This window comes from Azospirillum thermophilum (genome assembly GCF_003130795.1).
Lineage (GTDB): Bacteria > Pseudomonadota > Alphaproteobacteria > Azospirillales > Azospirillaceae > Azospirillum > Azospirillum thermophilum.
On sequence record NZ_CP029353.1, the window covers coordinates 1,006,518 to 1,029,911 of the forward strand.

The window sequence follows — 23,394 nt, forward strand, 5'->3', positions numbered from 1 at the left end:
CACCAGACAAGGGCGACGCCAGCCCTTAGCGCACCGGTATGGCCCCGATGGCGGCGGCCATGCCGGCGGAAGGCACTCGCAACATCATCACTATGCCCAAATAGAACCTCACGGACGGCCTTGAATTCATTTGCATGTATTTGAGAGTTTTTATGCCCGGTTCAGGTAATGCATGCTCCTGTCTGGTAATAATATGAAGCATCTCGCTTCTTTACATTTCAACAGTGCGGTACGGATCATGCGTCACGTCCATCCTTTCAGACCATCTTTCCAGGAGGGTGTCGTGAGCGAAGTTGCCGCGCCGTCGACCTATGCGTCGCCCGTCGTCGTTCCACTGGATCGTCCGCCGTTCGATCTGCCGGGCCAGAAGAACGGCATGTACGTGACGATCGACACGCCCAGCGGCCTGCATCATCAGGTGCAGGTCGACACGGGCTCGACGGGCCTCGTGCTGCCCGTCCAGTTTCTCTGGAAGGACAGCCAGGACGAATCGCAAGGGCTGGCCGACGGGGTCGTCTGCCTGGGCGAGGCGTCGATCACCTACCACCCGCTGGGGACTCGCAGTACGGCTGCTATTACTACGTCCCCCGCATTGCCATCGGGCGCACCAGCAAGCAGGGCGATCCGGTGACCTATGCCTGCGAAGCCGGGCCGCTGATCGTCTACGGCATCCGCTGCACCACCGCCGCCACCGGCAAACCGATGGTCCCCGTCAACCTGAGCGTCGGCATGATGGGCATCGGCTTCGGCCGCACGCCGAAGGGCATGACCGGCCCGAACGGGCAGTTCTATTGGCCGAGCAATCCCTTCCTCTACGCCAGCACGGGCTCGCAGCCGCTTTACCCCGCCTATCTGCTGTCGTCCCGGGGCGGCGCGGGCGGCGGATACATCACGCTGGGCGTGACCGGCGAGCAGTTCACGGCGGCCCCGCTCAACGGGACGCTGGTCGATCTCACGTCGGCCTCGCCGACTCCGGTCGCGACGGCGCCCTTCCCGAACACGCCGGGCAGCACCTGCAGCTGCAGCTGCACGCCGCCGCAGGGCAACTGGCCGGCCCCGCCGCCGCAGCGCAGCTACTACGAGACGGCCGCGGCGACCATCGCCATCAGCACGCTGAACAATGGCCAGCCGATGCCGGCGACCATCCTGATGGACACCGGCGTCACCGGGATGATGATGAGCATCGCGGGGATCGACAAATGGGCGGAGCAGCTCGGCAACGCGACGATCACGATCGGCGTGCCGGCGGCGGGCGGAACCGCCATGAGCTACAGCTTCTCCCTCGGCCCGGTGACCGGTTCGGGCGGCTACCCCGTGGAGCAGTCCTCCTCCCCGGCGGCGCCGACCGACTTCACGCCAATCGGCGCGTCCGGCGGGAGCTTCGTCAACACCGGCATCAACGTGCTGCAGGAGTACGACTATTACTTCGACGGGCTGCAGGGGAAGATCGGCTTCGCCAGCATCCGTTCATGACGGATCCGTCCTAGCGGACCCGCCCGCCCCTCGCCGGACATCTCCGGCGAGGGGGCACGGCCGGTGGTCAGCGGTGGGACCGCAGCCAGTCGATCAGGCCGCTGGTCGAGGCGTCGTGGGCGCCGGGCTTCGGCCCGTCGGCCAGCTCGGGCAGGATGGTGTTGGCGAGCTGCTTGCCGAGCTCCACGCCCCACTGGTCGAAGCTGTTGATGTTCCAGACGATCCCCTGGACGAAGATCTTGTGCTCGTAGAGCGCGATCAAGGCACCCAGCGCGGCGGGCGTCAGGCTGTTCATCAGGATCGTGTTGGACGGCTTGTTGCCGGCGAAGACGCGGTGGGGAACCAGCGCCTCGATCTCCGCCGGGGCCTTGCCGGCCTTGCCCATCTCCGCCCGCACCTCGTCGGCGGTCTTGCCGCGCATCAGGGCTTCCGGCTGCGCCAGCACGTTGGACAGCAGGATGCGGTGATGGTCGCCGATGGGGTTGTGGCTGACCGCCGGGGCGATGAAGTCGCAGGGGATCAGTTCCGTCCCCTGGTGGATGAGCTGGTAGAAGGCATGCTGCCCGTTGGTCCCCGGCTCGCCGAACAGCACCGGGCCGGTGGCATAGTCGACCGGCTCGCCGTCGCGGGTCACCGACTTGCCGTTGCTCTCCATGTCCAGCTGCTGGAGATAGGCGGGGAAGCGGTGGAGATACTGGTCGTAGGGCAGGACCGCATAGGACTTGGCGTCCCAGAAATCGATGTACCACAGCCCGAGCATCGCCAGGATGACCGGCATGTTACGGTCGAGCGGGGCGGTTCGGAAATGCTCGTCCATCTCGTGCGCGCCGGCCAGCAGCTCGGCGAAACGGTCGGGGCCGATGGCGATGGCGATGGACAGGCCGATGGCCGACCACAGGGAGTAGCGGCCGCCGACCCAGTCCCAGAAGCCGAACATGTTGTTCGGGTCGATGCCGAACTTGCGCACCTCCGCCTCGTTGGTCGAGACGGCGACGAAATGCCTGGCGACGTGGGCCTCGTCCCCGGCGGTCTCCAGGAACCAGCGGCGGGCGGTGTGGGCGTTGGCCAGGGTCTCCTGCGTGGTGAAGGTCTTGGAGGCGACGATGAACAGGGTCGTCTCCGGATCCAGCCACTTCAGCGCCTCGGCCATATGGGTGCCGTCGACGTTGGAGACGAAATGCACGCCGATATGCGGGTGCAGGTAGGGCTTCAGCGCCTCGGTCGCCATGACCGGACCGAGGTCGGAGCCGCCGATGCCGATATTCACCACATCGGTGATCGGCTGGCCCGTATAGCCGGTCCAGATGCCGTCGCGCACGGCGGTGGCGAAGCGGCCCATGCGCTCCAGCACGCCATTGACGTCGGGCATCACGTCGCGGCCGTCCACCGGCACCGGACGGTTGGAGCGGTTGCGCAGGGCGGTGTGCAGGACGGCGCGGTTCTCGGTCGTGTTGATCCGCTCTCCCGCGAACATGCGGTCGCGCCAGCCCTCGACATCCTGCTGGCGGGCGAGGTCGAGGAGGAGGCCGAGCGTCTCGGCGGTGATGCGGTTCTTGGAGTAGTCGAGGAACAGGCCGGCCGCCTCCAGCGAGAAGGTCGCGAAGCGGCCGGGATCGGCGGCGAACAGGTCGCGCATGCGGGTGCCGTCCATGGCACGGCGGTGCGCGGCGAGGGCGGTCCAGGCGGGCGACGAGGTCAGCGCGGTCATGATGCTTTGGACTCCTTGTGGCGGTCCTTGATGTCCGCCGCGGAACGGCGACGGCGGGGAGCCTAACACTGCAACTTCCCGTGCAACATGCGCGAAAACGCCCGAACACGCCCTCCGGACGGCCTATGCGGGTGGGCGAAGGCCGCCGGCCCGGAGGGCATGTCCGGGCGTCCGGGGGGAGGTCAGCTCCCGCCGTTGATCGTCCGGCTGGGGGTGACGCCGTCCGGCCGGCCGACCAGGACGGTCAGCAGGGAGGACGGATCGAGCAGGCGCTTGGCGACGCGCTGGACGTCCTCGCGCGTCACGGCGTTGATCAGGGCATCGCGGCGGTCGAGGAAGTCGATGCCCAGACGGTCGCGGCGGACCTGCAGCAGGATGCGGGCGATCGCCTGGGTGGAACTGAACTGCAGCGGGAAGGAGCCGGTGAGGTAGGTCTTGGCGTCGGTCAGCTCCTGCTCCGTCACGCCCTCGTCGGCCATGCGCTTCCATTCCTTGCGCATGATCTCCAGGGCGTCCCCGGCCTTGGCGTTGACGGTGGAGCCGCCGGCCATCACCGTGGCGGCATGGTCCATCGGGATCAGGTAGCTGTAGACACCGTAGGACAGGCCGCGCTTCTCGCGGACCTCCTCCATCAGGCGGGAGCCGAAGCCGCCGCCGCCCAGGATGTAGTTCATCACCGACGCGGCGTACCAGTCGGGATCGCTGCGCTTCACGCCGGCCTGGCCCATCAGCATCACCGTCTGGGCGGTGGGGCGGGGGACCAGCAGGGTCTCCCCGCCGCCCTTCATGGCGACATCGCGCACTGCGGGCACGTCGCTCTTGCCCGGAAGGGCGCCGAAGATGCGGTCGAGCGCCTTGCCCAGATCGTCCGGCGTGATGGCGCCGGCAGCGGCGACCAGCAGCCGGTCGCGGCCGAACTGCTGCTTCACGAAGCCGCGCAGGTCATCGGGCGTGATCTTCGGGAGGCTGTCCAGCGTGCCGCGCAGTTCCTCGCCATAGGGGTGGTCGGGGAAGGCGGTACCGTAGAACAGGCGGCGGGCGACGTAGTTGGGATCCGCCTGCTCGCGGCGCAGTTCCGACAGGGTGGCGGCGCGCATGCGCTCCACCGCCTCGGCATCGAAGCGCGGCTCGGTCAGGGCGAGCCGGACGAGATCGAACGCCTCGTCGCGGCGGTCGGCCAGCGTGCGCAGATTGCCGCCGAAGGCGTCGCGCCCGGCGCTGAAGCCGAGGCCGATGGCGTTGTCCTGCAGCCGTGCCTGGAAGGCCTGCGAGTCGTAGGGGCCGGCCCCCTCGTCCAGCGTCCGGGCTGCGAGGTTGGCGAGCCCCTCCTTGCCCTTGGGGTCGGTGCCGCCGGCACCTTCGAAGGCCCATTCCAGCGCGATCACCGGGACCTTGTGATCCTCGATCAACCAGGCCTCGATGCCGCCGGGGCTGAGCACCCGCTTGATCTCCACCGCGCGGGCGGCGGCAGGCAGCAGCAGGACGAACGCCAGCAGGAGGACGGAAAGGGCGCGAAGCCGAACGGTCATGATGCAGGCGCCCATCCTCAGCTCTCCTTGTCCTTCAGGGGCAGCAGCAGGCCGGTGACGTGGTTCTCACGGCCGAGCACGGCGCGGGCGGCGGCGTTGACCTGCTCCGCCGTCACCGCATCGATGCGGACCGGCCATTCCTCCACCTCGTCGATGCTCTGGCCGGTGGTTACGGCCGCGCCGAGCGCCTGGGCGGGGCCGGTCAGGCTGTCGCGGGCGTAGGCGGCCTCCGCCAGCATGCGCTTCTTGGCGGTGGCGACCTCCTCCTCCGTCACGCCGGACTGCACGACCTTGCGCAGCTCCTCGGCCAGTGCCGCCTCCAGCTTGTCCATCGGGACCCCGGTGGCGGGCGTGGCGCCCGCGCCGAGCGTTGCCAGATCCCAGGCGCTGGGGCTGTAGCCGAGCCAGGCGGAGGTGGCGACCTTCTGCTCCACCACCAGGTTGCGGTAGAGGCGCGAGGTCGGGCCGCCGCTCATCACCTCCGACAGGACCTGCAGGGCGTAGGCCTGCTTGTCGGGGTCGACGCGATAGGACGGGGCGGTCCAGATGCGGCGGATGGAAGGCTGGCGCACCTCGGCGTCGCGCAGCTCGACCCGGCGGGCCGCCGCGATTGGCGGTTCGCCGACGCGCGTGCGCTCGGGCACCGCGCGCGCCGGGATGACGCCGTAATAGCGTTCGGCCAGCGGCTTCAGCTCCTCGGCCGAGACGTCGCCGGAGACGACCAGCACCGCATTGTTCGGCGCGTACCAGGTCTTGTAGAAGGCCTCCGCCTGCTCGCGGGTGAGGCGCGACATCTCCTGCGGCCAGCCGATGACCGGCGTGCCGTAGGGGTGGTGGACGAAGACGGTCGCCTGGATCTGTTCGCCGATGCGGTCGGCCGGCTCGTTTTCGATCCGCTGGCGGCGTTCCTCGATGATCACGTCGCGCTCGGGATAGACCACCGCGTCGGTCAGCTTCAGGTTGGCCATGCGGTCGGCCTCCATCCGCATGACCAGCTCCAGCCGGTCGCGGGCGACGTTCTGGTAATAGGCCGTGTAGTCCCAGGAGGTGAAGGCGTTGTCGCGCCCGCCGTTCTTGGCGACGGTGCGGCTGAAGGCGCCGGCCGGAACCGCGTCGGTGCCCTTGAACATCAGATGTTCAAGGAAGTGTGCGATGCCGGACTGGCCGCGCGGCTCGTCCGCCGCCCCCACCTTGTACCAGACCATGTGGGTCACCACGGGCACGCGGTGGTTCGGGATCACCACCACCTGCATCCCGTTCGAGAGGGTGAAGCTCTCGGGATAGAAGACGCCTTTCTCGACGGCGGAGGCGGGAGCCGTCCCGACGAGGAGGAGGGCGAAGGCGCCGACCGCGGCGCCGGTCAGGCGGGCGCGGCAGCGAGAGAAGACGGCGGGCATCGGATCTTCCCTATGATGGCCTGTTGTTGGTCTTCGGCATCGGTTCCGGGGCAGGCCGGAATCGAAAGGGGCGCCTCCCGTCCGGAAAGCGCCCCCTGAAACTGGTGTGGCCGTCGGCTCAGAACAATCCTTCCAGCGGCGCCTTGCGCTTGCGCTCGATGGTCGGGACGGCGCCGTCGTTGAGCGCCTTGCCCTGGGCCTGGGCCTCGCGCAGGCGCTGCTGCTCCTTGGCCGGGTCGACGACCGAGAAGGGCTGCTCCTGCTTCTGCCAGAACAGCAGGGTATCGACCCAGCTCTTGTCGGCGATGATGAGGGCCGTCGTTTCCTGGTCGACCTTGGCGCGGACGTCCGGGTCGATGCCCTTGGTGCCGGCCTGGGCGACCAGGGCGGATTCGCCGGCGGAGCCGCCGGCCTTGTTCACCGCGCGCGAGGCGCCGCCGAACACCGCACCCGCCGCCGCGGCGGTCGGGGTGACGTCCTGCGGGCGCGGGGCCCCGGGGCGGGGCTTCGGCAGGTTCGATATGCTTGGCGGCATGGTCAGCGGAGCGCGGGAGACGACCGTGAACTCGTCGGGGCTCTGGCGGTCGAGACCGATGGAGCGGCGCACGTCCGAGCAGCCGGCGAGCGACAGCGCCAGCAGCGCAAGCCCGATGATCGGGCGCGCGGTGCGGAGGGTGGAGGCGGTGGAGAGGCTGGTCACGTTCACAGTTCCGTCGTCAGTCACGGCCGCGTCCCTTATAGCGGCTTTCGGCGCATGATCTATTACGACTTTTCACGCCCGGCGAACAGCCCGTCAAGCACCAGAAGCGCCACGCCGACGCTGATGCCGCTGTCCGCGACGTTGAAAGCCCAGAAATGCCAGCCGCCGATGTGGAAATCGAGGAAGTCGGCGACCGCGCCGTAACGCAGCCGGTCGATCACGTTTCCGACGGCGCCGCCGATGATCAGCCCGATGGCAAGGGCCACCATCCGCTTGTCGGCCTGGCGCAGCCAGATCAGCAGGCCGGCGGTGATCGCCACGGCGACCGCGCTCAGCACATAGGGCATCAGCGCATGCGCGCTGGCGAAGGTGCCGAAGCTGACGCCGAAGTTCCACACCAGGACGAGGTTGAAGAAGGGCGTCACCTCCACGACGTGGGGGATCGGCTGCATCACGACGTCCAGCACCCACCATTTGCTGAGCTGGTCGAGCACCACCACGATGGCGGCGACGGCCAGACCGAACAGGGTGAAGGACCGGGCCTGCGGGGCGACGAAGGCGTTCATGGCGCGCTGTTCCCTCCCTCTCCCCAGGCGGGGAGAGGGGCCCGGGTGGGGGGAGGGGATGGAGAGTGGTGAACCACGGTCATTCCACCGCGTCGGCGCAGCGGTGGCAAAGCGTCGGATGCTCCTCGACGGTGCCGACTTCCGGCAGCACCTTCCAGCAGCGCTCGCACTTTTCGCCCTCGGCAAGGCCGGGGACGACGGCGATGCCGGCCACGTCGGGCAGGGTGAAGGCTCCCTCCGGCGCCGGGCCGTCCACCACCGTGATCTGCGAGGTGATGCAGACGTCGGCGAAATCGACATCCTCCAGCAGGGTCCTGGTCTCCGCCGGGACATGCACGGTCGGGGCGGCCTGCAGGGAGGAGCCGATCTTCTTGTTCGCCCGCTCCAGTTCCAGCGCGCCGGTGACGACGCGGCGGACGTCGCGGATGGCCTCCCACTTGGCGGCGAGCGTATCGTCGCGCCAGGACTCGGGAATCGCCGGGAAGAGGCGCAGATGCACGCTCTCCTCGGTCCAGCCGTCGCCGGTCAGGCCCTCCGGCCGGGCGAGCCACGCTTCCTCGGCCGTGAAGCAGAGGATGGGCGCGAGCCAGGCGGTCAGCGCGTTGAACAGGTGCTCCATCACGGTGCGGACCGAGCGGCGGCGGACCGAGTCGGGCGCATCGCAGTAGAGGCTGTCCTTGCGGACGTCGAAGTAGAAGGCCGACAGCTCGACGGCGCAGAAATTGTGCAGCGCCACGAACAGGCCGTGGAAGTCGTAGGCCTCGATCTCCTCGCGGACCAGCTTGTCGAGCATGGCGAGGCGATGGAGGACCCAGCGCTCCAGCTCCGGCATCTCCGACGCGTCGATCCGCTCCGCCGGGCTGTAGTAGTCGGCCAGCGCACCCAGCAGGTAGCGCAGCGTGTTGCGCAGGCGGCGGTAGAGGTCGGCCTGGGTCTTGATGATCTCCTTGCCGATGCGGAGGTCTTCCGAATAGTCGGAATTGACGATCCACAGGCGCAGGATATCGGCGCCGTACTGGTCGCAGACCTCCTGCGGGGCCACCACGTTGCCCAGCGACTTGGACATCTTGCGGCCCTGCTCGTCGAGCACGAAGCCGTGGGTCAGCACGCCGTCGTAGGGGGCGCGGCCACGGGTGCCGCAGCTCTCCAGCAGCGACGAATGGAACCAGCCGCGATGCTGGTCCGACCCCTCCAGATAGAGGTCGGCCGGCCACTTCAGTTCGGGGCGCTGCTCCAGCACGAAGGCATGGGACGAGCCGGACTCGAACCAGACGTCCACGATGTCCTTGACCTGCTCGTACTCGTCGGCGCGGTAGCCGTCGCCGAGGAAGTCCTGCGGATCGCGGGCGAACCAGGAGTCGGAGCCTTCCTTCTCGAAGATGCCGGCGATGCGGGCGAACACCGCGGGATCGCGCAGGATGGAACCGTCCTCCTTGCGGACGAACAGAGCGATCGGCACGCCCCAGGCGCGCTGGCGGCTGATGCACCAGTCGGGCCGGCTCTCGATCATCGAGCGGATGCGGTTCTCGCCCTGGGCGGGGAACCAGCGGGTGTTGGAGATCGCCTTCAGCGCCGTCTCGCGCAGCTCGTTCGTCTCCATCGAGATGAACCACTGCGGCGTGGTGCGGAAGATCAGCGGCGCCTTGGACCGCCAGCTATGGGGATAGCTGTGGCGGATCCTGCCGCTCGCCAGCAGGCCGCCGGTCTCCGCCAGGGCCTTCAGCAGGGCGCCGTTGGCCTCGCCCGGCTTGCCCTGGTCGGTATAGACGCGCAAGCCCGCGAAGAGCGGAACATGGGCGTAGTAGCGCCCGTCCTCGCCCACCGTCTGCGGCACCTCGATGCCGTTGGCCTGGCTCAGGTGGAAGTCGTCCTCGCCGTGGCTCGGCGCGATGTGGACGAAGCCGGTGCCGGCATCGGTGGTGACGAAGCCGCCGGCCAGCATCGGCACGCGGAAGTCGTAGCCCTTGCCATGCAGCGGGTGGCGGCAGTAGGTGCCGGCCAGGCGCGTGCCGGGGAAACGGTGGATCTGCGTCCACTCGGCGATCTTGGCTTCCCGGGCGACGGACTCGGCCAGCGTGGTGGCCAGCACCAGCCGCTCGCCCACCTTGGCGAGGCTGTCGTCGGCGACGGCGGTCACCTTGTAGACGCCGTATTCGATCTCGTCGCCATAGGCCAGCGCCCGGTTGGCGGGAAGCGTCCAGGGCGTGGTCGTCCAGATGACGATGCTCGCCTCGTCCACTTCCGGCGTGCCGGAGCCCCAGACGGGGAAGCGCGCAAAGGCGGTGGTGGAGGTGTGATCGTGGTACTCGATCTCGGCGTCGGCCAGGGCGGTCTTCTCGACCACCGACCACATCACCGGCTTGGCGCCCTTGTAGAGGCCGCCGTTCGCCGCGAACTTGTGGATCTCGCGGGCGATCTGGGCTTCCGCCGGGAAGGTCATGGTGAGGTAGGGCACCGTCCAGTTGCCCTCGACGCCCAGGCGGCGGAACTCCTCCGCCTGCACGTCGATCCAGTGCTGCGCGAACTGGCGGCACTCGGCACGGAACTGGAGGATCGGAACCTCGTCCTTGTCCTTGCCGGCCGTGCGGTACTTCTCCTCGATCTTCCACTCGATGGGCAGGCCGTGGCAGTCCCAGCCGGGCACGTAGTTCGAATCGTAGCCCTGCATCTGGCGGAAGCGGACGATCACGTCCTTCAGGATCTTGTTGACCGCATGCCCGATGTGGATGTTGCCGTTGGCGTAGGGCGGGCCGTCGTGCAGCACGAACTTCTCGCGGCCCTTCGCCGTCTCGCGCAGCTTGCCGAACAGGTCCATCCCGGCCCAGCGCTTCAGCAACTCGGGCTCCTTGGTCGGCAGGCCGCCGCGCATGGGGAAGTCGGTGCGGGGCAGGAAGACGGTCGACTTGTAATCGCGGGTCATCTGGCAGGGATTCCTGGAAGCAACGACGCCGGCGGCGGCGGTCGGGCCGCGCGGCAGAAAAAGCGGTTCTGTCCCGGCTCTCCTCAGAGAACCGGGCCGGTAATTCGCGCCTGTGGCGTCAAGACCCGCTCCACGAACGTCATGGCGCCGGATATTAGCCGTGTGTGCGGCGCGGTCAAGGACGGGCGGAACATGTCAGCCCGCAGCGACCGGGCGGCGCCAATGGTCCCGCCAGCGACGATCCGCCTCATCAGCCTGCTAATCATTCTCATTGGCACTGCGCCGCGGCACGCGCACTCTGACACCATCCCGCTGCAGCCGGGGATGAGAAGAGAGAGCCTGAACCATGTCCAGCGCCGTGCAGCGTCTTGCCCGCCTTTCCCTCCTGACCGGCTTGCTCGGGGGAGCCGCCGCCGTCGCGCCGCCGGCTTCGCTGGCCGCCGAACTCACGTCCATGGAGGCGCTGGGCGAGGCGCTCTACTTCGACCAGGATCTGTCGGCGAACCGGACGCAGTCCTGCGCCACCTGCCACAACCCCGATTTCGGCTTCGCCGACCCGCGTGACAGCGGCACCCCGGCGGGCAAGGCGGCGTCGCTGGGGGCGGACGGCAGGTCGCTGGGTGACCGCAACGCGCCGACCGCCGCCTACGCCCGCTTCAGCCCGGCCTTCCATGTCAGGGACGGCAAGGCGGTCGGCGGCCAGTTCCACGACGGGCGCGCCTCCTCGCTGAAGGAGCAGGCGGGCGGGCCGCCGATGAACCCGGTCGAGATGGGCATGACCTCGAAGGCCCAGGTGTTGGGGCGGCTGAAGGAGAAGCCGGACTATGTCCGCGCCTTCGTCGCCCTGTACGGTGCCGGCGTGCTGGACGATCCGGAGCGGGCCTATGACGCGATGACCGACAGCATCGCCCGTTTCGAGGCGACGGGCGCCTTCGCCCCCTTCGACTCCAAGTACGACCGCCATCTGCGCGGCGAGTACAAGATGACGCCGGAGGAGGATCTGGGCATGACCCTGTTCTTCTCCACCCAGTTCACCAACTGCAACAAGTGCCACCAGCTGGCGCGGATGCCGGCTTCCAGGGACGAGACCTTCACCAACTACGAGTATCACAACATCGGCGTGCCGGAGAACGCGGCGCTGCGGGCGGCCAACGGATCGAAGAAGGGCTTCGTCGACCACGGGCTGCTGGCCAACCCGGCGGTCGCGGGCAAGAAGGACAAGGCCCAGGACGGCAAGTTCAAGACGCCGACCCTGCGCAACGTCGCCGTGACGGGTCCCTACATGCACAACGGCGTGTTCCGCGACCTGGAGACGGTGATCCGCTTCTACAACAAGTACAACAGCCGGACCGACGCGGCGCAGATCAATCCGGAAACCGGCAGGCCCTGGGGCAAGCCGGAGGTCGCGGCCAACCTGTCGCTGACGGAACTGGAGTCGGGACCGGCGCTCGACAGCCGGCGGATCAAGGCGCTGGTCGCCTTCCTGAAGACGCTGACCGACGCCCGCTACGAGCATCTTCTGGAGAAGTAGAGGACTGCCGCGGCGGCGGAGGGAGGCGCGAAGGCCCCCTCCGCCCCGGCCGTCACATGCTGGACTTGCCGCCGTGGGCCGAGGACCAGCCGACCGGGTCGTGCAGGAACTTCTCGACCTCCGAGAGGGTCTTCTCGTCGAAATAGCGGTTCTCGCGCGCCACCTTCAGCACGTCCCACCAGGTGCACAGCGCGTGCAGCCGCACGCCGATGGCCTCCATGTTGGTCTTGGACTGCGGGAAGATGCCGTAGTGGAAGATCACGAAGGTGTCGGTCACCTGGGCGCCGCCGTTGCGCAGCGCGGTGACGAAGTTCTCCTTGCTCTTGCCGTCGGTCGCCAGATCCTCGACCAGCAGGACGCGCTGCCCCTCGGTCAGCACGCCCTCGATCTGGGCATTGCGGCCGAAGCCCTTCGGCTTCTTGCGGACATACTGCATCGGCAGTTCGAGCCGGTCGGCGATCCAGGCGGCGAAGGGGATGCCGGCGGTCTCGCCGCCCGCCACCGCATCGATCGCCTCGTAGCCGACCTCGCGCTCGATGGTGGCGACGGCGAAGTCCATCAGCGCCTTGCGGGCGCGCGGGAAGGAGACGATGCGGCGGCAGTCGGTGTAGACCGGGCTCGCCCAGCCCGAGGTGAAGATGAAGGGCGTCTCCGCATTGAAGTGCAGCGCCTTGATCTCCAGCAGGATCTTGGCCGCGGTGGCGGCGATGGTGGCCTGATCGGGGAGGGCGGCGGTGGTCATGGGCTGCTCCGGCAGAGACGTCGAGAATATGGCCCCCTGTGTAGCCGGGCAGGGGCCGAATCGCAATGCCGCCGCACCCCGTTTTCAGAACACCCAGAGCTGCTCCGGCGGCAGGTGGAGCCAGTGGGTTCCCGGCGCCAGCGGCCGGCCGAAGGCCCGCAGGGTGAGGTCGCCGCAGCGGAAGACATGCTCCCACTGGCTGCCGAGATAGACCGAGGTCTCCAGCTCCGCCTTCACGCGGTTGTCGCCGGCCCCGTCGGCGACGGCGACCTGCTCCAGCCGGATGACGCCGGTCGCCTCCTCCGCCACCGCCTTGCCGCCGCGGTCCCTGCCCCACAGCGGGAAGCCGGACAGGTCGATGCGGACATAGCCGTCGCGCTGCTCCTGCACCCGGCCCCGCACGAGGTTGTTGGCCCCCATGAATTCGGAGGCGAAGAGGGTCGCCGGCTCGGTATAGAGCTCTTCCGGCGTGCCGGCCTGGACGATGCGGCCGCCGTCGAGGAGGACGATGCGGTCGGCGATCGCCATCGCCTCGACCTGGTCGTGGGTGACGAAGACGGCGGTCAGGTTCATCCGCTTGATCAGCCCGCGGATCCAGATGCGCGCCTCCTCCCGCAGCTTGGCGTCGAGGTTGGACAGCGGCTCGTCCAGCAGGATGACCGGCGGGTTGTAGACCAGCGCGCGGGCGAGCGCCACGCGCTGCTGCTGGCCGCCCGACATCTGATGCGGATGGCGGTCGCCGAGATGGCCGAGCCCGACCCCCTCCAGCACCGCCGCCACCCGCTCCGCCACCTCGGCCTTCGGCACCCGGCGCAGGTGCAGCCCGTAGGCCACGTTCTCGAACACCGTCTTGTGGGGCCACAGCGCGTAGCTCTGGAAGACCAGACCCAGGCCGCGCCGCTCCGACGGCACGTTCACCCCCGCCGCCCGGTCGAAGACCGGCGCATCGCCGATGACGATGCGGCCCTGCGACGGCTCCTCCAGCCCGGCGATGGCGCGCAGCAGCGTGGTCTTGCCGCTGCCCGACCGGCCGAGCAGGGCGACGATCTCCCCCTGCCCGAATCGGGCGGAGATCCCCGTCAGGATGTCGGTGCCGCCGAGGCGGACATGCAGGTCGTCGATCGTCAGGTTTGCCATGGCAGCAGGGTTCCGGGGCGGGACGCCCGGCGGTCGGCCGGGCGGGGAAGGCGAAGAGGGCGGATCATGGCGCAAGACCATGACAAAGATAAGAAGGCGGCGTGAAATCAGGCACGCCCCGCGGCGTGCTTCCGATCGGGCCGCCCGATCGGGCCGCCCGGTCCGGCCATCCGTCGAGGGTTGCCGCCGGGCGCAAGCGCCGCAATATGCGGTCGGTCCGTTTTTCCCGGCCGAGGAGCCATCATGCCACAGCACCGTCTTCTTCCCCTGGCCTTCGCGCTGCCGCTGCTCCTCGCCCCGCCGGCGGTCGTCTCGGCGCAGGAGCACGGCCGCGGCGAGGCGAAGCCGGAGGCCCGGCCGGAGCGGGCGGAGGGGCAGGAGCCGGCCTTCGACCCGCAGCGCAGCGTCACCCGCCACACGCTGGCCCTGCCGGCCGGGCCGCTCGCCTACACCGCGACGGCGGAGTTCCTGCCGCTGCGCCAGGGCCCCAAGGAGGAGCTGGCGGCCCGCATCTTCACGGTGACCTACACCGTCGACGCCGCGGAGAAGGGGAAGCGGCCGGTCACCTTCGTCTTCAACGGCGGGCCGGGCGCCGCCTCGGCCTACATGCATCTCGGCGCGGCCGGGCCGCGGGTCGTCGGCTTCGGCCCCGACGGCGCGCTCGCCCCGCCGCCGGCCCCGCTGCTCGACAACCCGGACAGCTGGCTGGCCTTCACCGATCTCGTCTTCGTCGACCCGGTGGGCACCGGCTTCAGCCGCGCGGTCAAGACCGACGGGGACGCCGAGAAGCGCTTCTGGTCGGTCGAGGGCGACACCCGCGCCATGGCCGAGGTGGTCCGCCTCTGGCTGGTGCGCAACGGCCGCTGGTCCTCGCCCAAGTTCCTGGCGGGCGAGAGCTATGGCGGCTTCCGCGTCGCCAGGATGGCGGAGGAGCTGATCGGCCGCACCGGGGTGGCGGTCAACGGCCTGATCATGGTCTCCCCCGTGGTCGACTTCGCCACCATCGACGAGGACGGCGTGCTGGGACCGGCACTGAAGCTGCCGAGCATGGCGGCGACCGCGGCGGCCCACGGCCTCGCCCCCGGCAAGCCGGAGGAGGCCGCGGCGGCGGCGGAGCGCTATGCGCTGGGCGGCTACCTCACCGGGCTGGCCGGGCTCGACTACCGGCGGCTGGAGCCGGCCAGGGACTTCTTCGCCGAGGTGGCGCGGGTCACCGGCCTGCCGGCCGATCTCGTCACCCGCCACCGCGGGCGGGTTCCCGCCTCGGTCTATGTCCGCGAGCTGCTGCGCGAGCGCGGCCGGGTCGCCAGCATCTATGACGGCACCTTCACCGGCCCCGATCCCGATCCCGGCGCGGCGCGCCTGCCCTTCGACGTCTTCCTGAAGGGGACCATCCCCACCTACACCACCGCCTTCGCCGCCTATGCCGGGGAGGAGCTGGGCGTGCGGTCGGAGGCCGCCTACCAGCTTCTCAGCGACCGGGTGAACCGCGCCTGGGAATGGCCGCGCATGTCGGTGCCCAACGCCCAGGACGCGCTGCAGACCGCGATGACGCTGCAGCCGTCGATGCGCGTGGTCATCGCCCACGGACGCACCGACCTGATCACCCCCTACATGGCCTCGCGCTGGATCGCCAACCGCCTGGAGCTGCCGGAGGGGCAGGGCGACCGCATCCGGGTGACCGTCCATGAGGGCGGCCACATGATGTACACCCGCCCCGAAGGCCGTGCCGGCCTCGCCGCCGATGCCCGCGCCCTGGTGGAGTCCGCCAGCCCGCGGTGACCGGACGGTCCGGGCCGCGCTGTGCCCGTCGTGCAGAGCATTCCGGGCGCACAATGCACAATCCGGCCGATTTCCGTTTCGGATCAGAGGCTTGCTAAGATCGTTCGCAGGCGTGGCTTGTGCAAGGGCTGCACAATCCGGGTACGGCACAGGCCGCACCGCGGCAGGAGCGCGCGGACTGCAAGGTCATGGATCGGGCGGTGGCGGAACCGAGAGTAGCCGCCACCGCCGGGGGGAACAAGGGCAGGCTGAAACGCCCGTGGCCGCGCGGCGGAACGGCAGCTTGGGCGCGACGCCAGGGACATTTTTCAAACATCAGCCGAAAGTCATGTGGCATTGCGGCACCACGCGCCGCGGCGCAAGGTGGTACCACCTTGGGAGCCATGGTTCGGCGTCGGTTGCGCACGGATAATCGCTTCTACACACACAACGAATCTCCGGAGCGCGTGCCATGTCCATTCGGATGGAGGCCGGGTTGAGGACGCTTGTCCTCGCTCTTTATGAAGAAGCTGCGCTCACGGCAAAGGCCAAGCGGCTGACCGGGGCGACGGGCCGGCTCGCGGCACTGCGGGAAACGGCGGATCTCGCCTCCCGCGGCGCCGGCCGGCGGATTTCGGAGGAGGAGGTCCTGCGCGTCGTCCTGTCGGCGCAGCGCCTGCGGCGCATCGAGGCGGCGACCCCGATCCTCTACGCGCCGCCGTCGTCGGGGGTACTCCGGCGGGCGGGCGGGAAGGGGCTGCGCATGCGCCGCGGCCGGCTGGCGGCGCTCGCCATGCGGTCGCTCGGGCGTCACCCCTCGGTGCCCCTGAGCTGAGGGGGCCGATCCGGTCCGGCTGGGACATCCGGCGTATTCGACGGTTGCCATATGGCGCCCCGTGCCCGTGCGGAGTAAACAACCGCCTCCGCGGTTGCTTTCCCACGACTGCGTGGTGATCATCCGCCGCCGACCCGATTCCCCACTGGAGAAGCCCGTGACCAGCCCGCAGCTCTTCGCCATTCCCCGCGTTCCGCGCGCCGCCGGCGGCGTCGCCTCGTCCGTGGCGTAACGTCGGGCGAAGGGTTCGGCATGCTGCGCGTGACCACGACCCCGCGCGCCGACTGGCGTCCGGGACTGCGCAAATATCCCTTCGGCGTGCGGGCCATGCCGGCGGGGGCGCTGTGGCGGGAGGATGTGCGCTACGAGTTCACGGCGACGCAGATCGACCTGATCGAGAGCGTCGCCGACGAACTGCACGCCATGATCAACGAGGCCGTGCGGTCCGTCGTCGACGGCAAGCTGTTCGCGATGCTGGGCATCCGCGGCGAGGCGGCCCGGCTGCTCGACGCCTCCTGGTCCGACTACTGGTCGGCCGGGCGGCTGAACCAGCGCGCCGGCAGCCTGGTCGGGCGGCTGACGCTGGCCTATGACGGGCGCGACAGCCTGAAGCTGGTCGGCTGCAACTACGACACGCCGGAAGGGCTGTTCGGCGCCGCGATCATCCAGCGCAACTGGCGCGAGGCGCAGGCGTCGGACGCCAACCAGTTCAACGGCCTGCACGAGGCGCTGGTCGAGCGCTGGGAGGAGCTGGCCGGCGGCCTGCCGGCGCGCGCCCGCGTCCACCTGACCTGCGCCACCCCCGACCCCCAGCGGGAGGGGGAGCTGGTCTACCTCGCCGGCACGGCGGCGGAGGCGGGCATCGACACGCACCTGCTGCCGCTGCAGAGCATCGGCTGGGACGGCCGCCGCTTCCTCGACGACGAGGGGCAGCCGATCTCCTGGCTGGCCAAGGTCTATCCGTGGGACGGGCTGGCGGAGGACGGCTTCCTGCAGCGGCTGCGCGCCGGCGGCATGAGCATGCTGGCCCCGCTGTGGTGCTGGCTGTGGTCCAACCACGCGCTGCTGTCCGTCCTGTGGCAGCTCTATCCGCGCCACCCGAACCTCTGCCGCGCCGGGCTCGACCCCTCGGCGGTGGAGGGGTGCGACGCGGTGACGACGCGGGCGCTGTTCGGCCTCGACCTCGCGCCGCAGCGCATGACGGAGCGCGGCGTCCTCCTGTCGGACAGCGCCGTACCGCTGCCGAACGCCGGCAGCCTGTGGATGGAGACGCCGCAGGGCTTCGTGCAGGACGACGTCCATGCCGTCCTGCACGCCTGGATCGTCGGCGACAAGTGCCTGGGGATGGCGGTGCGGGAATCGGCCGATCCGCGCGTCGGCCCGGAGTCGGCGATGGTCCCGCACCTGTTCCGCGGCTGACGCCCGCCGCGGGGCGGATCCCGGCGCGGCGTCAGCGCAGCGGCGAGAAGGGATGCTTCAGCGCCGGGCCGAAGGCCTGCTTGCGCGCCGCGCGCCAGACGCTGGTGTTGCAGCCTTCCGTCGCCGCCCGGGTGGTGACGGCCTGCACGCCGGGCTGCTGGCGCAGCCAGTTGCGCAGGGACTCCTCGAGCCGGGCGGTGTCCTTGGTGTCGGCGACGTCCAGCGCGACGGAGACGGTCAGTTCGCATTTCATGGGTCGGTCCTCCCGTGGCCGTTCTGCTGCGACAACAGCCGGGCGGGAGAATCGGCACCCTGCGGGGCGCTCCCCGGTGGCGGACCGGCCCGTCCGGTGAGGGGGCCGGCCGGGCTGCGTCACTTGGTCTCGGGCTTGCCCGATTTGGCGATCGTGGCGATCTGCTTCTGCAGCTCGTCGATCTGCTTCTGCAGCTCGTCATAGGTGTGGGAGGCGCCGGCCGGCGTCGCGGTGCCGGCGGCGGGAGCCGGACGGGCGGCCTCACCCTCCTCGCCGGCGGCGCCGAACGGGGTGAACATGCGCATCGCCCGCTCGAACATCGCCATGTTCTGCTTGCCGACCTCCTCCAGCCGGCCGAAGGGGAACATCCCGCCCAGCGTGTTCTGGAAGTAATCGCGCATCTGCTCCTGATTGCGGGCGAAGGACTGCATCGAATATTCGAGGTAGCGGGGCACCACCCACTGCATGTTGTCGCCGTAGAAGCTGATCAGTTGCCGCAGGAAGCTGATCGGCAGCAGGTTCTGACCTTTGCTTTCCTCCTCGACGATGATCTGGGTCAGGACCGACCGGGTGATGTCCTCGCCGGTCTTGGCGTCATAGACGACGAAGTCCAGCCCGTCCTTCACCATCTGGCAAAGGTGGTCGAGCGTGACATAACTGCTGGTCGCGGTGTTGTAGAGCCGCCGGTTGGCGTACTTCTTGATCGTGATCGGAGCGGACTTCTGATCTTCCTTGTCGGCCATCGCTGATTCTTTCAAGAAGGGTCATACGGCGGAAATGTTTGCGCTATAAGCACTACTCGAACCAGCGGCGGCTTGTCCAGTGCCGCGCCGCGAAAGGACCGGGGGTCCGTTGGAATCCAACGGGTTTTCGGCCGGCGACGCGGCTCTGGTCAAGCCCGGCCGCAGCCCCCTATATTGAGAGCCATGGCCGAACCGTCCGACTCCGAGATCCCCTCCCTGGAAGCGCTCGCCCGCCGTTATCTCGACCTCTGGCAGGAACAGTGGACGGCGACCTGCGCCGATCCCGAGACGGCGGACATGATGGCGCGCGCCTTCCGGATGATGGGGCAGGGCGCCGCCGGCCTCGCCCCCTTCCTGCTCGGTCCCGGCGGCTTCGCCATGATGGGGACGCCCGGCACGGGATGGGACGCGCGCCCCGGCCCGTCCGGCCCGTTCCAGGAACCGCCCCCGAACCGGCCCCCGAGCCAGCCGCAATCCCCGCCGCCCCGGACCGCCCCATGGCCGAGCCCACCCAGGCCCCAGCAGACCGACCAGACCCCGCCGCCGCCGCCGCCGCCGCCGCCACCGCCGCCGCCCGGCGAAGGGGGCGGCCATGACAGGCCCGGCGGCCGGTCCGGTCTTGCCGCGCCTGGGGCCGCGGCCGCTGGCGCAGCACCTGACGATGGCGGTGGGGAGCTTGCTCGGCTCCTTGGCCGTATTGCCGCTCTGGAGGAACGGCTCGCTTCCCTGGAAGGCGGAGCTGGCGCAGCGGGCGGAGGAGATGCGGCGCCTCGCCCGGCAGGCCGACGAGGCCGGCCTGCAAAGGGCGGTTGACCGGGAGGTCCGCCGCCGGCTCGACGCCGTGCTGACGGGGATCGAACGCTATCGCCACCATCCCTACCGGCGCGCCCTGGCCGATCCGCCCGTCGTCTGGCAGGAGGGCGGGACGCGGCTGCTGGATTACGGGCTGCTGGATTACGGGCAGCTCGACAGCGGGCTGCCGCAGGGCGGGGCCGCAGCCGGCCGCGACGCGGTGCCGGTGCTGTTCGTGCCGTCGCTGGTCAACCGGCACTACATCCTCGACCTGTCGGCCGACAAGAGCCTGATGCGCTGGATGGCCGGGCAGGGCCTGCGCCCCTTCCTGATCGACTGGGGGACGCCGGGCCCGCTGGAGCGCCGCTATACCCTGACGGACTATATCGCCGGGCGGCTGGAACGGGCGCTGGACGCGCTGGTTCAGTCGGTCGGCCGCCCGGTTCCGGTGGTCGGCTACTGCATGGGCGGGCTGCTGGCGCTGGCGCTGGCGCAGCGCCGGCCCGACGCGGTGTCGCGGCTGGGGCTGCTGGCGACGCCCTGGGACTTCCATGCCGAGGACGCCGCCATGGCGCGGCGGGTCGCCGCCTTCCTCCAGCCCTTCGGCCCGGCGGTCGAGGCCTGGGGGGAGCTGCCGGTGGATGCGCTGCAGGCGCTGTTCGCCCAGCTCGATCCGCTGCTGGCGCTGAAGAAGTTCACGCAGTTCTCGCGCATGGCGCCGGACAGCCGCGCGGCTCTCGCCTTCGTGGCGCTGGAGGACTGGTTGAACGACGGGGTGCCGCTGGTCGCCGGGGTGGCGCGCGACGCGCTGGCCGGCTGGTACGGGCGCAACGACACGGTCCGGCGCAACTGGCTGGTGGCCGGCCTGCCGGTGGAGCCGGCGGCGGTCCGCGTCCCGTCGCTGGTGATGGTGCCGGAGCGCGACCGCATCGTCCCGCCGGCCTCGGCCGCGGCGCTGGCAGAGGAGTTACTTCATTCGCAAATGATCGTGCCTCCTTTGGGGCATATTGGGATGGTGGTCAGCGCCGGCGCCGAAACTGCCGTCTGGCTTCCCCTAGCCAAATGGCTGGCTGCGACAGGTTAGCCGCTCCCCTCAGGGTGCCTTGCATTGGTCCCGGTGCAGGCCTTAAGGTGAGGAACTTTCCAGCGCCACCCCCGACACGATAATAAAACTGTCGCATACGAGGAGCGTTACCCATGACCGAGGTTGTTATTGCCAGTGCGGCGCGTACGCCCATCGGCAGCTTTAACGGGGCGTTCGGCTCCGTTCCGGCCCATGTGCTGGGCGAGGTCGCCATCCGGGAGGCGCTGAACCGCGCGAAGACCGACGCGGCCGAGGTCACCGAGGTCATCATGGGCCAGATCCTGACCGCCGGTCAGGGGCAGAACCCGGCCCGCCAGGCGGCGGTGAACGCCGGCATCCCGGTCGAGAAGACCGCCTTCGGCATCAACCAGCTCTGCGGCTCGGGCCTGCGCGCGGTGGCGCTCGGCTACCAGGCGATCCGCAACGGCGACGCCGAGGTGATGGTCGTCGGCGGCCAGGAGAGCATGAGCATGGCGCCGCACGTCATGTATCTGCGCGGCGGCGTCAAGATGGGCGCTGCGGAGATGCTCGACAGCATGCTGAAGGACGGCCTGTGGGACGCCTTCCAGGGCTATCACATGGGCACGACCGCCGAGAACGTCGCCCAGAAGTGGCAGCTGACCCGCGACGAGCAGGATGCCTTCGCCGCGGCCTCGCAGCAGAAGGCCGAGGCCGCCCAGAAGGCCGGCCGCTTCAAGGACGAGATCGTCCCGGTCACCATCAAGGGCCGCAAGGGCGACACCGTCGTCGACACCGACGAGTACCCCAAGCACGGCACCACGCCGGAGACGCTGGCGAAGCTGCGCCCGGCCTTCTCGAAGGACGGCACGGTGACCGCCGGCAACGCGTCCGGCATCAACGACGGTGCCGCCGCCCTGGTGCTGATGACGGCGGAGAACGCGGCCAAGCGCGGCATCACCCCGCTGGCGCGCATCGTGTCCTGGGCCACGGCCGGCGTCGATCCGGCGGTCATGGGCACCGGCCCGATTCCGGCCTCCCGCCTCGCGCTGGAGAAGGCGGGCTGGAGCGTGGACGATCTCGACCTGATCGAGGCGAACGAGGCCTTCGCCGCCCAGGCGCTGGCCGTCAACAAGGACCTGGGCTGGGATACCAGCAAGGTGAACGTGAATGGCGGCGCCATCGCGCTCGGCCACCCGGTCGGTGCGTCGGGCGCCCGCGTCCTGACCACGCTGCTGTACGAGATGGGCCGCCGCGACGCCAAGAAGGGCCTCGCCACGCTCTGCATCGGCGGCGGCATGGGCATCGCCCTCTGCGTGGAGCGCGGCTGACCAACCGGCGGGCCGCCAGCCTTCGGGCGACGCGGCCCCTTTGTCCCGGGGGCGGGGTGACCGGTCGGTGCGGCCGGCTCCCGCCGCGGGGTGGCCTTACAGGCCCGACGGCCGCAAGCCCGATGGCTTACAGGCCCAATAAAGTGCGTCGATAAAAAGCGAACAGCGCATAACAGCAATCAACCTGGGGAGAAAAACATGGCACGAGTTGCAGTCGTCACCGGTGGTACCCGCGGCATCGGTGAGGCTATCTGCGTCGCCCTGAAGAATGCCGGTTACAAGGTGGCCGCCAACTATGGCGGGAATGACGACGCCGCGCGCGAGTTCTCGGAGCGGACCGGCATTCCGGCCTACAAGTTCGACGTCTCCGACTTCGACGCCTGCAAGGAGGGCATCGCGAAGATCGAGGCCGACCTGGGTCCGGTCGAGGTGCTGATCAACAACGCGGGCATCACCCGTGACGGCGTCATGCACCGCATGAGCTACGAGCAGTGGGAGAAGGTGATCCACACCAACCTGTCCTCCTGCTTCAACATGTGCCGCAACGTCATCGAGGGGATGCGCGAGCGCGGGTTCGGCCGCATCGTCAACATCGGTTCGGTGAACGGCCAGGCCGGCCAGTACGGCCAGGTCAACTATGCCGCGGCGAAGTCGGGCATCCACGGCTTCACCAAGGCGCTGGCGCAGGAGAGCGCCGCCAAGGGCATCACGGTCAACGCCATCGCCCCCGGCTACATCGACACCGACATGGTGCGCGCGGTGCCGGCCAACGTGCTGGAGAAGATCGTCGCCCGCATCCCGGTCGGCCGCCTGGGCCGCGCCGAGGAGATCGCCAAGGCGGTGCTGTACCTCGTCGACGACGACAACGGCTTCATGACCGGCTCGACCCTGTCGGTCAACGGCGGCCAGCACATGTACTGATCCCGGAAGGGGCGGCCCGGCCGCCCGTTCGCCGAGACCGGCCCCTCTCCCGGTACCGGGGGAGGGGCTTTTTCGTGGAGGCCGGCCCGCTATTGCGGCTGGAGCCGTCCCCCCATTACTGCGGCTGGAGCCGCGCTCCCCATTATTGCGGCTGGAGCCGCACCGAGGCCATCTTGCTGCTGTCCACCGGCTCGGCCGAGCAGCCGCCGAGCGTCGGGCCGAGGGGGATTTCGCCGAGCGCGCCGAGCGCACCTTCGGACTTCAGCCGGCCGACGAAGCCGGCCTCGCGTCCGCGGGCGACCCAGGCGAAGCCGAGCCAGGTCGCGCGGACCGGCTCGCCGCCGGCGCGGACCATGGCGCCGAAGGCCTCGTCGTCCGGGGTGCCGGGGCGGAAGACGGCGAGCACCAGACCCTCCGTGTCGTCGGGCAGCGCCGCCTGCCGGACCGAGACCGTCATCATCGCCGCCCACACCGCCAGCACCACCGCGCCCAGCGCCAGGGCGAAGCCGTGGCCGATCCCGCCGCCGGTGGAGGGGGCCGGCGGCGGCATGTCGGACATGGGGGAGGGCGGCGGACGGTCGTTCATGGGACAGC

Annotated in this window: 20 protein-coding genes; 9 read left to right on the plus strand and 11 right to left on the minus strand. The window is 69.7% G+C overall.

What is annotated here, in order from left to right:
* The first annotated feature begins 283 nt into the window (after positions 1-283).
* Together DEW08_RS10840 and DEW08_RS10845 are read left to right on the plus strand one after the other, a co-directional pair.
* The gene (locus DEW08_RS10840; RefSeq protein WP_146214683.1) at positions 284-631 is read left to right on the plus strand and encodes a hypothetical protein; all 348 of its coding nucleotides are present in this window, start codon (positions 284-286) and stop codon (positions 629-631) included.
* Positions 628-1,473 (plus strand): hypothetical protein, encoded by an 846-nt coding sequence (locus DEW08_RS10845; protein ID WP_109327023.1) that lies wholly within the window; start codon positions 628-630, stop codon positions 1,471-1,473. Before DEW08_RS10840 ends, DEW08_RS10845 begins: the two co-directional genes overlap by 4 nt.
* A gap of 67 nt (positions 1,474-1,540) precedes the next feature.
* Here the strand turns inward: DEW08_RS10845 and pgi are convergent, their stop codons facing one another.
* From pgi to ileS, 6 genes are all read right to left on the minus strand, one after another.
* Positions 1,541-3,181 carry a glucose-6-phosphate isomerase gene (pgi, locus tag DEW08_RS10850; RefSeq protein ID WP_109327025.1) on the minus strand — a complete coding sequence of 547 codons (1,641 nt, stop codon included), beginning with the start codon at positions 3,179-3,181 and terminating at the stop codon, positions 1,541-1,543.
* A 182-nt stretch (positions 3,182-3,363) separates the two neighbouring features.
* Positions 3,364-4,710: a M16 family metallopeptidase gene (locus DEW08_RS10855; protein ID WP_109329741.1), complete on the minus strand. Its 1,347-nt coding sequence runs from the start codon at positions 4,708-4,710 to the stop codon at positions 3,364-3,366.
* A 17-nt stretch (positions 4,711-4,727) separates the two neighbouring features.
* Positions 4,728-6,107, minus strand: a complete 1,380-nt coding sequence (locus tag DEW08_RS10860) for a M16 family metallopeptidase (RefSeq protein ID WP_109327034.1) — start codon at positions 6,105-6,107, stop codon at positions 4,728-4,730.
* Between the two features lie 118 nt (positions 6,108-6,225).
* Positions 6,226-6,831, minus strand: coding sequence for a DUF3035 domain-containing protein (locus tag DEW08_RS10865; protein WP_245986571.1), 606 nt, complete (start codon positions 6,829-6,831; stop codon positions 6,226-6,228).
* Positions 6,832-6,869: 38 nt separating this feature from the next.
* Complete coding sequence (lspA, locus tag DEW08_RS10870; RefSeq protein WP_109327036.1) at positions 6,870-7,373, minus strand: signal peptidase II; 504 nt, start codon at positions 7,371-7,373, stop codon at positions 6,870-6,872.
* 79 nt (positions 7,374-7,452) lie between these two features.
* The gene (gene ileS, locus DEW08_RS10875; protein ID WP_109327040.1) at positions 7,453-10,293 is read right to left on the minus strand and encodes an isoleucine--tRNA ligase; all 2,841 of its coding nucleotides are present in this window, start codon (positions 10,291-10,293) and stop codon (positions 7,453-7,455) included.
* A 346-nt stretch (positions 10,294-10,639) separates the two neighbouring features.
* Between ileS and DEW08_RS10885 the strand changes: the two genes are divergently transcribed.
* Positions 10,640-11,824 (plus strand): cytochrome-c peroxidase, encoded by a 1,185-nt coding sequence (locus DEW08_RS10885; RefSeq protein ID WP_109327042.1) that lies wholly within the window; start codon positions 10,640-10,642, stop codon positions 11,822-11,824.
* A 52-nt stretch (positions 11,825-11,876) separates the two neighbouring features.
* Here DEW08_RS10885 and DEW08_RS10890 read toward each other — a convergent pair whose 3' ends face one another.
* Positions 11,877-12,566, minus strand: a complete 690-nt coding sequence (locus DEW08_RS10890) for an orotate phosphoribosyltransferase (protein ID WP_109327050.1) — start codon at positions 12,564-12,566, stop codon at positions 11,877-11,879.
* 84 nt (positions 12,567-12,650) lie between these two features.
* Entirely contained in the window at positions 12,651-13,703 is a 1,053-nt protein-coding gene (locus tag DEW08_RS10895; protein ID WP_109327054.1) for an ABC transporter ATP-binding protein, read from the minus strand.
* Positions 13,704-13,946: 243 nt separating this feature from the next.
* Between DEW08_RS10895 and DEW08_RS10900 the strand changes: the two genes are divergently transcribed.
* The 3 genes from DEW08_RS10900 (at position 13,947) to DEW08_RS10910 (ending at position 17,718) form a co-directional block, all read left to right on the plus strand.
* The gene (locus DEW08_RS10900; protein ID WP_109327055.1) at positions 13,947-15,485 is read left to right on the plus strand and encodes a S10 family peptidase; all 1,539 of its coding nucleotides are present in this window, start codon (positions 13,947-13,949) and stop codon (positions 15,483-15,485) included.
* Positions 15,486-15,936: 451 nt separating this feature from the next.
* Positions 15,937-16,299, plus strand: a complete 363-nt coding sequence (locus DEW08_RS10905; RefSeq protein WP_245986572.1) for a hypothetical protein — start codon at positions 15,937-15,939, stop codon at positions 16,297-16,299.
* 252 nt (positions 16,300-16,551) lie between these two features.
* Positions 16,552-17,718, plus strand: a complete 1,167-nt coding sequence (locus tag DEW08_RS10910) for a glutathionylspermidine synthase family protein (RefSeq protein WP_109327058.1) — start codon at positions 16,552-16,554, stop codon at positions 17,716-17,718.
* A 31-nt stretch (positions 17,719-17,749) separates the two neighbouring features.
* Here the strand turns inward: DEW08_RS10910 and DEW08_RS10915 are convergent, their stop codons facing one another.
* Both DEW08_RS10915 and phaR read right to left on the minus strand, forming a co-directional pair.
* On the minus strand, positions 17,750-17,971 hold the full coding sequence (locus DEW08_RS10915; protein ID WP_109327059.1) for a hypothetical protein: 222 nt from the start codon (positions 17,969-17,971) through the stop codon (positions 17,750-17,752).
* A gap of 119 nt (positions 17,972-18,090) precedes the next feature.
* Positions 18,091-18,714 (minus strand): polyhydroxyalkanoate synthesis repressor PhaR, encoded by a 624-nt coding sequence (gene phaR / locus DEW08_RS10920; protein WP_109327060.1) that lies wholly within the window; start codon positions 18,712-18,714, stop codon positions 18,091-18,093.
* A 592-nt stretch (positions 18,715-19,306) separates the two neighbouring features.
* On the opposite strand from phaR, the gene DEW08_RS10925 reads away from it, so the two are divergent.
* From DEW08_RS10925 to phbB, 3 genes are all read left to right on the plus strand, one after another.
* The gene (locus DEW08_RS10925; protein WP_109327061.1) at positions 19,307-20,590 is read left to right on the plus strand and encodes an alpha/beta fold hydrolase; all 1,284 of its coding nucleotides are present in this window, start codon (positions 19,307-19,309) and stop codon (positions 20,588-20,590) included.
* Positions 20,591-20,703: 113 nt separating this feature from the next.
* Entirely contained in the window at positions 20,704-21,879 is a 1,176-nt protein-coding gene (locus tag DEW08_RS10930; protein WP_109327062.1) for an acetyl-CoA C-acetyltransferase, read from the plus strand.
* Between the two features lie 198 nt (positions 21,880-22,077).
* On the plus strand, positions 22,078-22,800 hold the full coding sequence (gene phbB, locus DEW08_RS10935; RefSeq protein ID WP_109327063.1) for an acetoacetyl-CoA reductase: 723 nt from the start codon (positions 22,078-22,080) through the stop codon (positions 22,798-22,800).
* 142 nt (positions 22,801-22,942) lie between these two features.
* Here the strand turns inward: phbB and DEW08_RS10940 are convergent, their stop codons facing one another.
* Positions 22,943-23,386 (minus strand): hypothetical protein, encoded by a 444-nt coding sequence (locus DEW08_RS10940; RefSeq protein ID WP_245986573.1) that lies wholly within the window; start codon positions 23,384-23,386, stop codon positions 22,943-22,945.
* Positions 23,387-23,394: the final 8 nt, after the last annotated feature.

Excerpts from the sequence above, each read along its gene's own strand:
- pgi (WP_109327025.1), bottom strand. The coding sequence starts at position 3,181 with ATGACCGCGCTGACCTCGTCGCCCGCCTGGACCGCCCTCGCCGCGCAC.
- DEW08_RS10855 (WP_109329741.1), bottom strand. The coding sequence starts at position 4,710 with ATGACCGTTCGGCTTCGCGCCCTTTCCGTCCTCCTGCTGGCGTTCGTC.
- DEW08_RS10860 (WP_109327034.1), bottom strand. The coding sequence starts at position 6,107 with ATGCCCGCCGTCTTCTCTCGCTGCCGCGCCCGCCTGACCGGCGCCGCG.
- lspA (WP_109327036.1), bottom strand. The coding sequence starts at position 7,373 with ATGAACGCCTTCGTCGCCCCGCAGGCCCGGTCCTTCACCCTGTTCGGT.
- ileS (WP_109327040.1), bottom strand. The coding sequence starts at position 10,293 with ATGACCCGCGATTACAAGTCGACCGTCTTCCTGCCCCGCACCGACTTC.
- DEW08_RS10885 (WP_109327042.1), top strand. The coding sequence starts at position 10,640 with ATGTCCAGCGCCGTGCAGCGTCTTGCCCGCCTTTCCCTCCTGACCGGC.
- DEW08_RS10890 (WP_109327050.1), bottom strand. The coding sequence starts at position 12,566 with ATGACCACCGCCGCCCTCCCCGATCAGGCCACCATCGCCGCCACCGCG.
- DEW08_RS10895 (WP_109327054.1), bottom strand. The coding sequence starts at position 13,703 with ATGGCAAACCTGACGATCGACGACCTGCATGTCCGCCTCGGCGGCACC.
- DEW08_RS10900 (WP_109327055.1), top strand. The coding sequence starts at position 13,947 with ATGCCACAGCACCGTCTTCTTCCCCTGGCCTTCGCGCTGCCGCTGCTC.
- DEW08_RS10905 (WP_245986572.1), top strand. The coding sequence starts at position 15,937 with ATGTCCATTCGGATGGAGGCCGGGTTGAGGACGCTTGTCCTCGCTCTT.
- DEW08_RS10910 (WP_109327058.1), top strand. The coding sequence starts at position 16,552 with ATGCTGCGCGTGACCACGACCCCGCGCGCCGACTGGCGTCCGGGACTG.
- DEW08_RS10915 (WP_109327059.1), bottom strand. The coding sequence starts at position 17,971 with ATGAAATGCGAACTGACCGTCTCCGTCGCGCTGGACGTCGCCGACACC.
- phaR (WP_109327060.1), bottom strand. The coding sequence starts at position 18,714 with ATGGCCGACAAGGAAGATCAGAAGTCCGCTCCGATCACGATCAAGAAG.
- DEW08_RS10925 (WP_109327061.1), top strand. The coding sequence starts at position 19,307 with ATGACAGGCCCGGCGGCCGGTCCGGTCTTGCCGCGCCTGGGGCCGCGG.
- DEW08_RS10930 (WP_109327062.1), top strand. The coding sequence starts at position 20,704 with ATGACCGAGGTTGTTATTGCCAGTGCGGCGCGTACGCCCATCGGCAGC.
- phbB (WP_109327063.1), top strand. The coding sequence starts at position 22,078 with ATGGCACGAGTTGCAGTCGTCACCGGTGGTACCCGCGGCATCGGTGAG.
- DEW08_RS10940 (WP_245986573.1), bottom strand. The coding sequence starts at position 23,386 with ATGAACGACCGTCCGCCGCCCTCCCCCATGTCCGACATGCCGCCGCCG.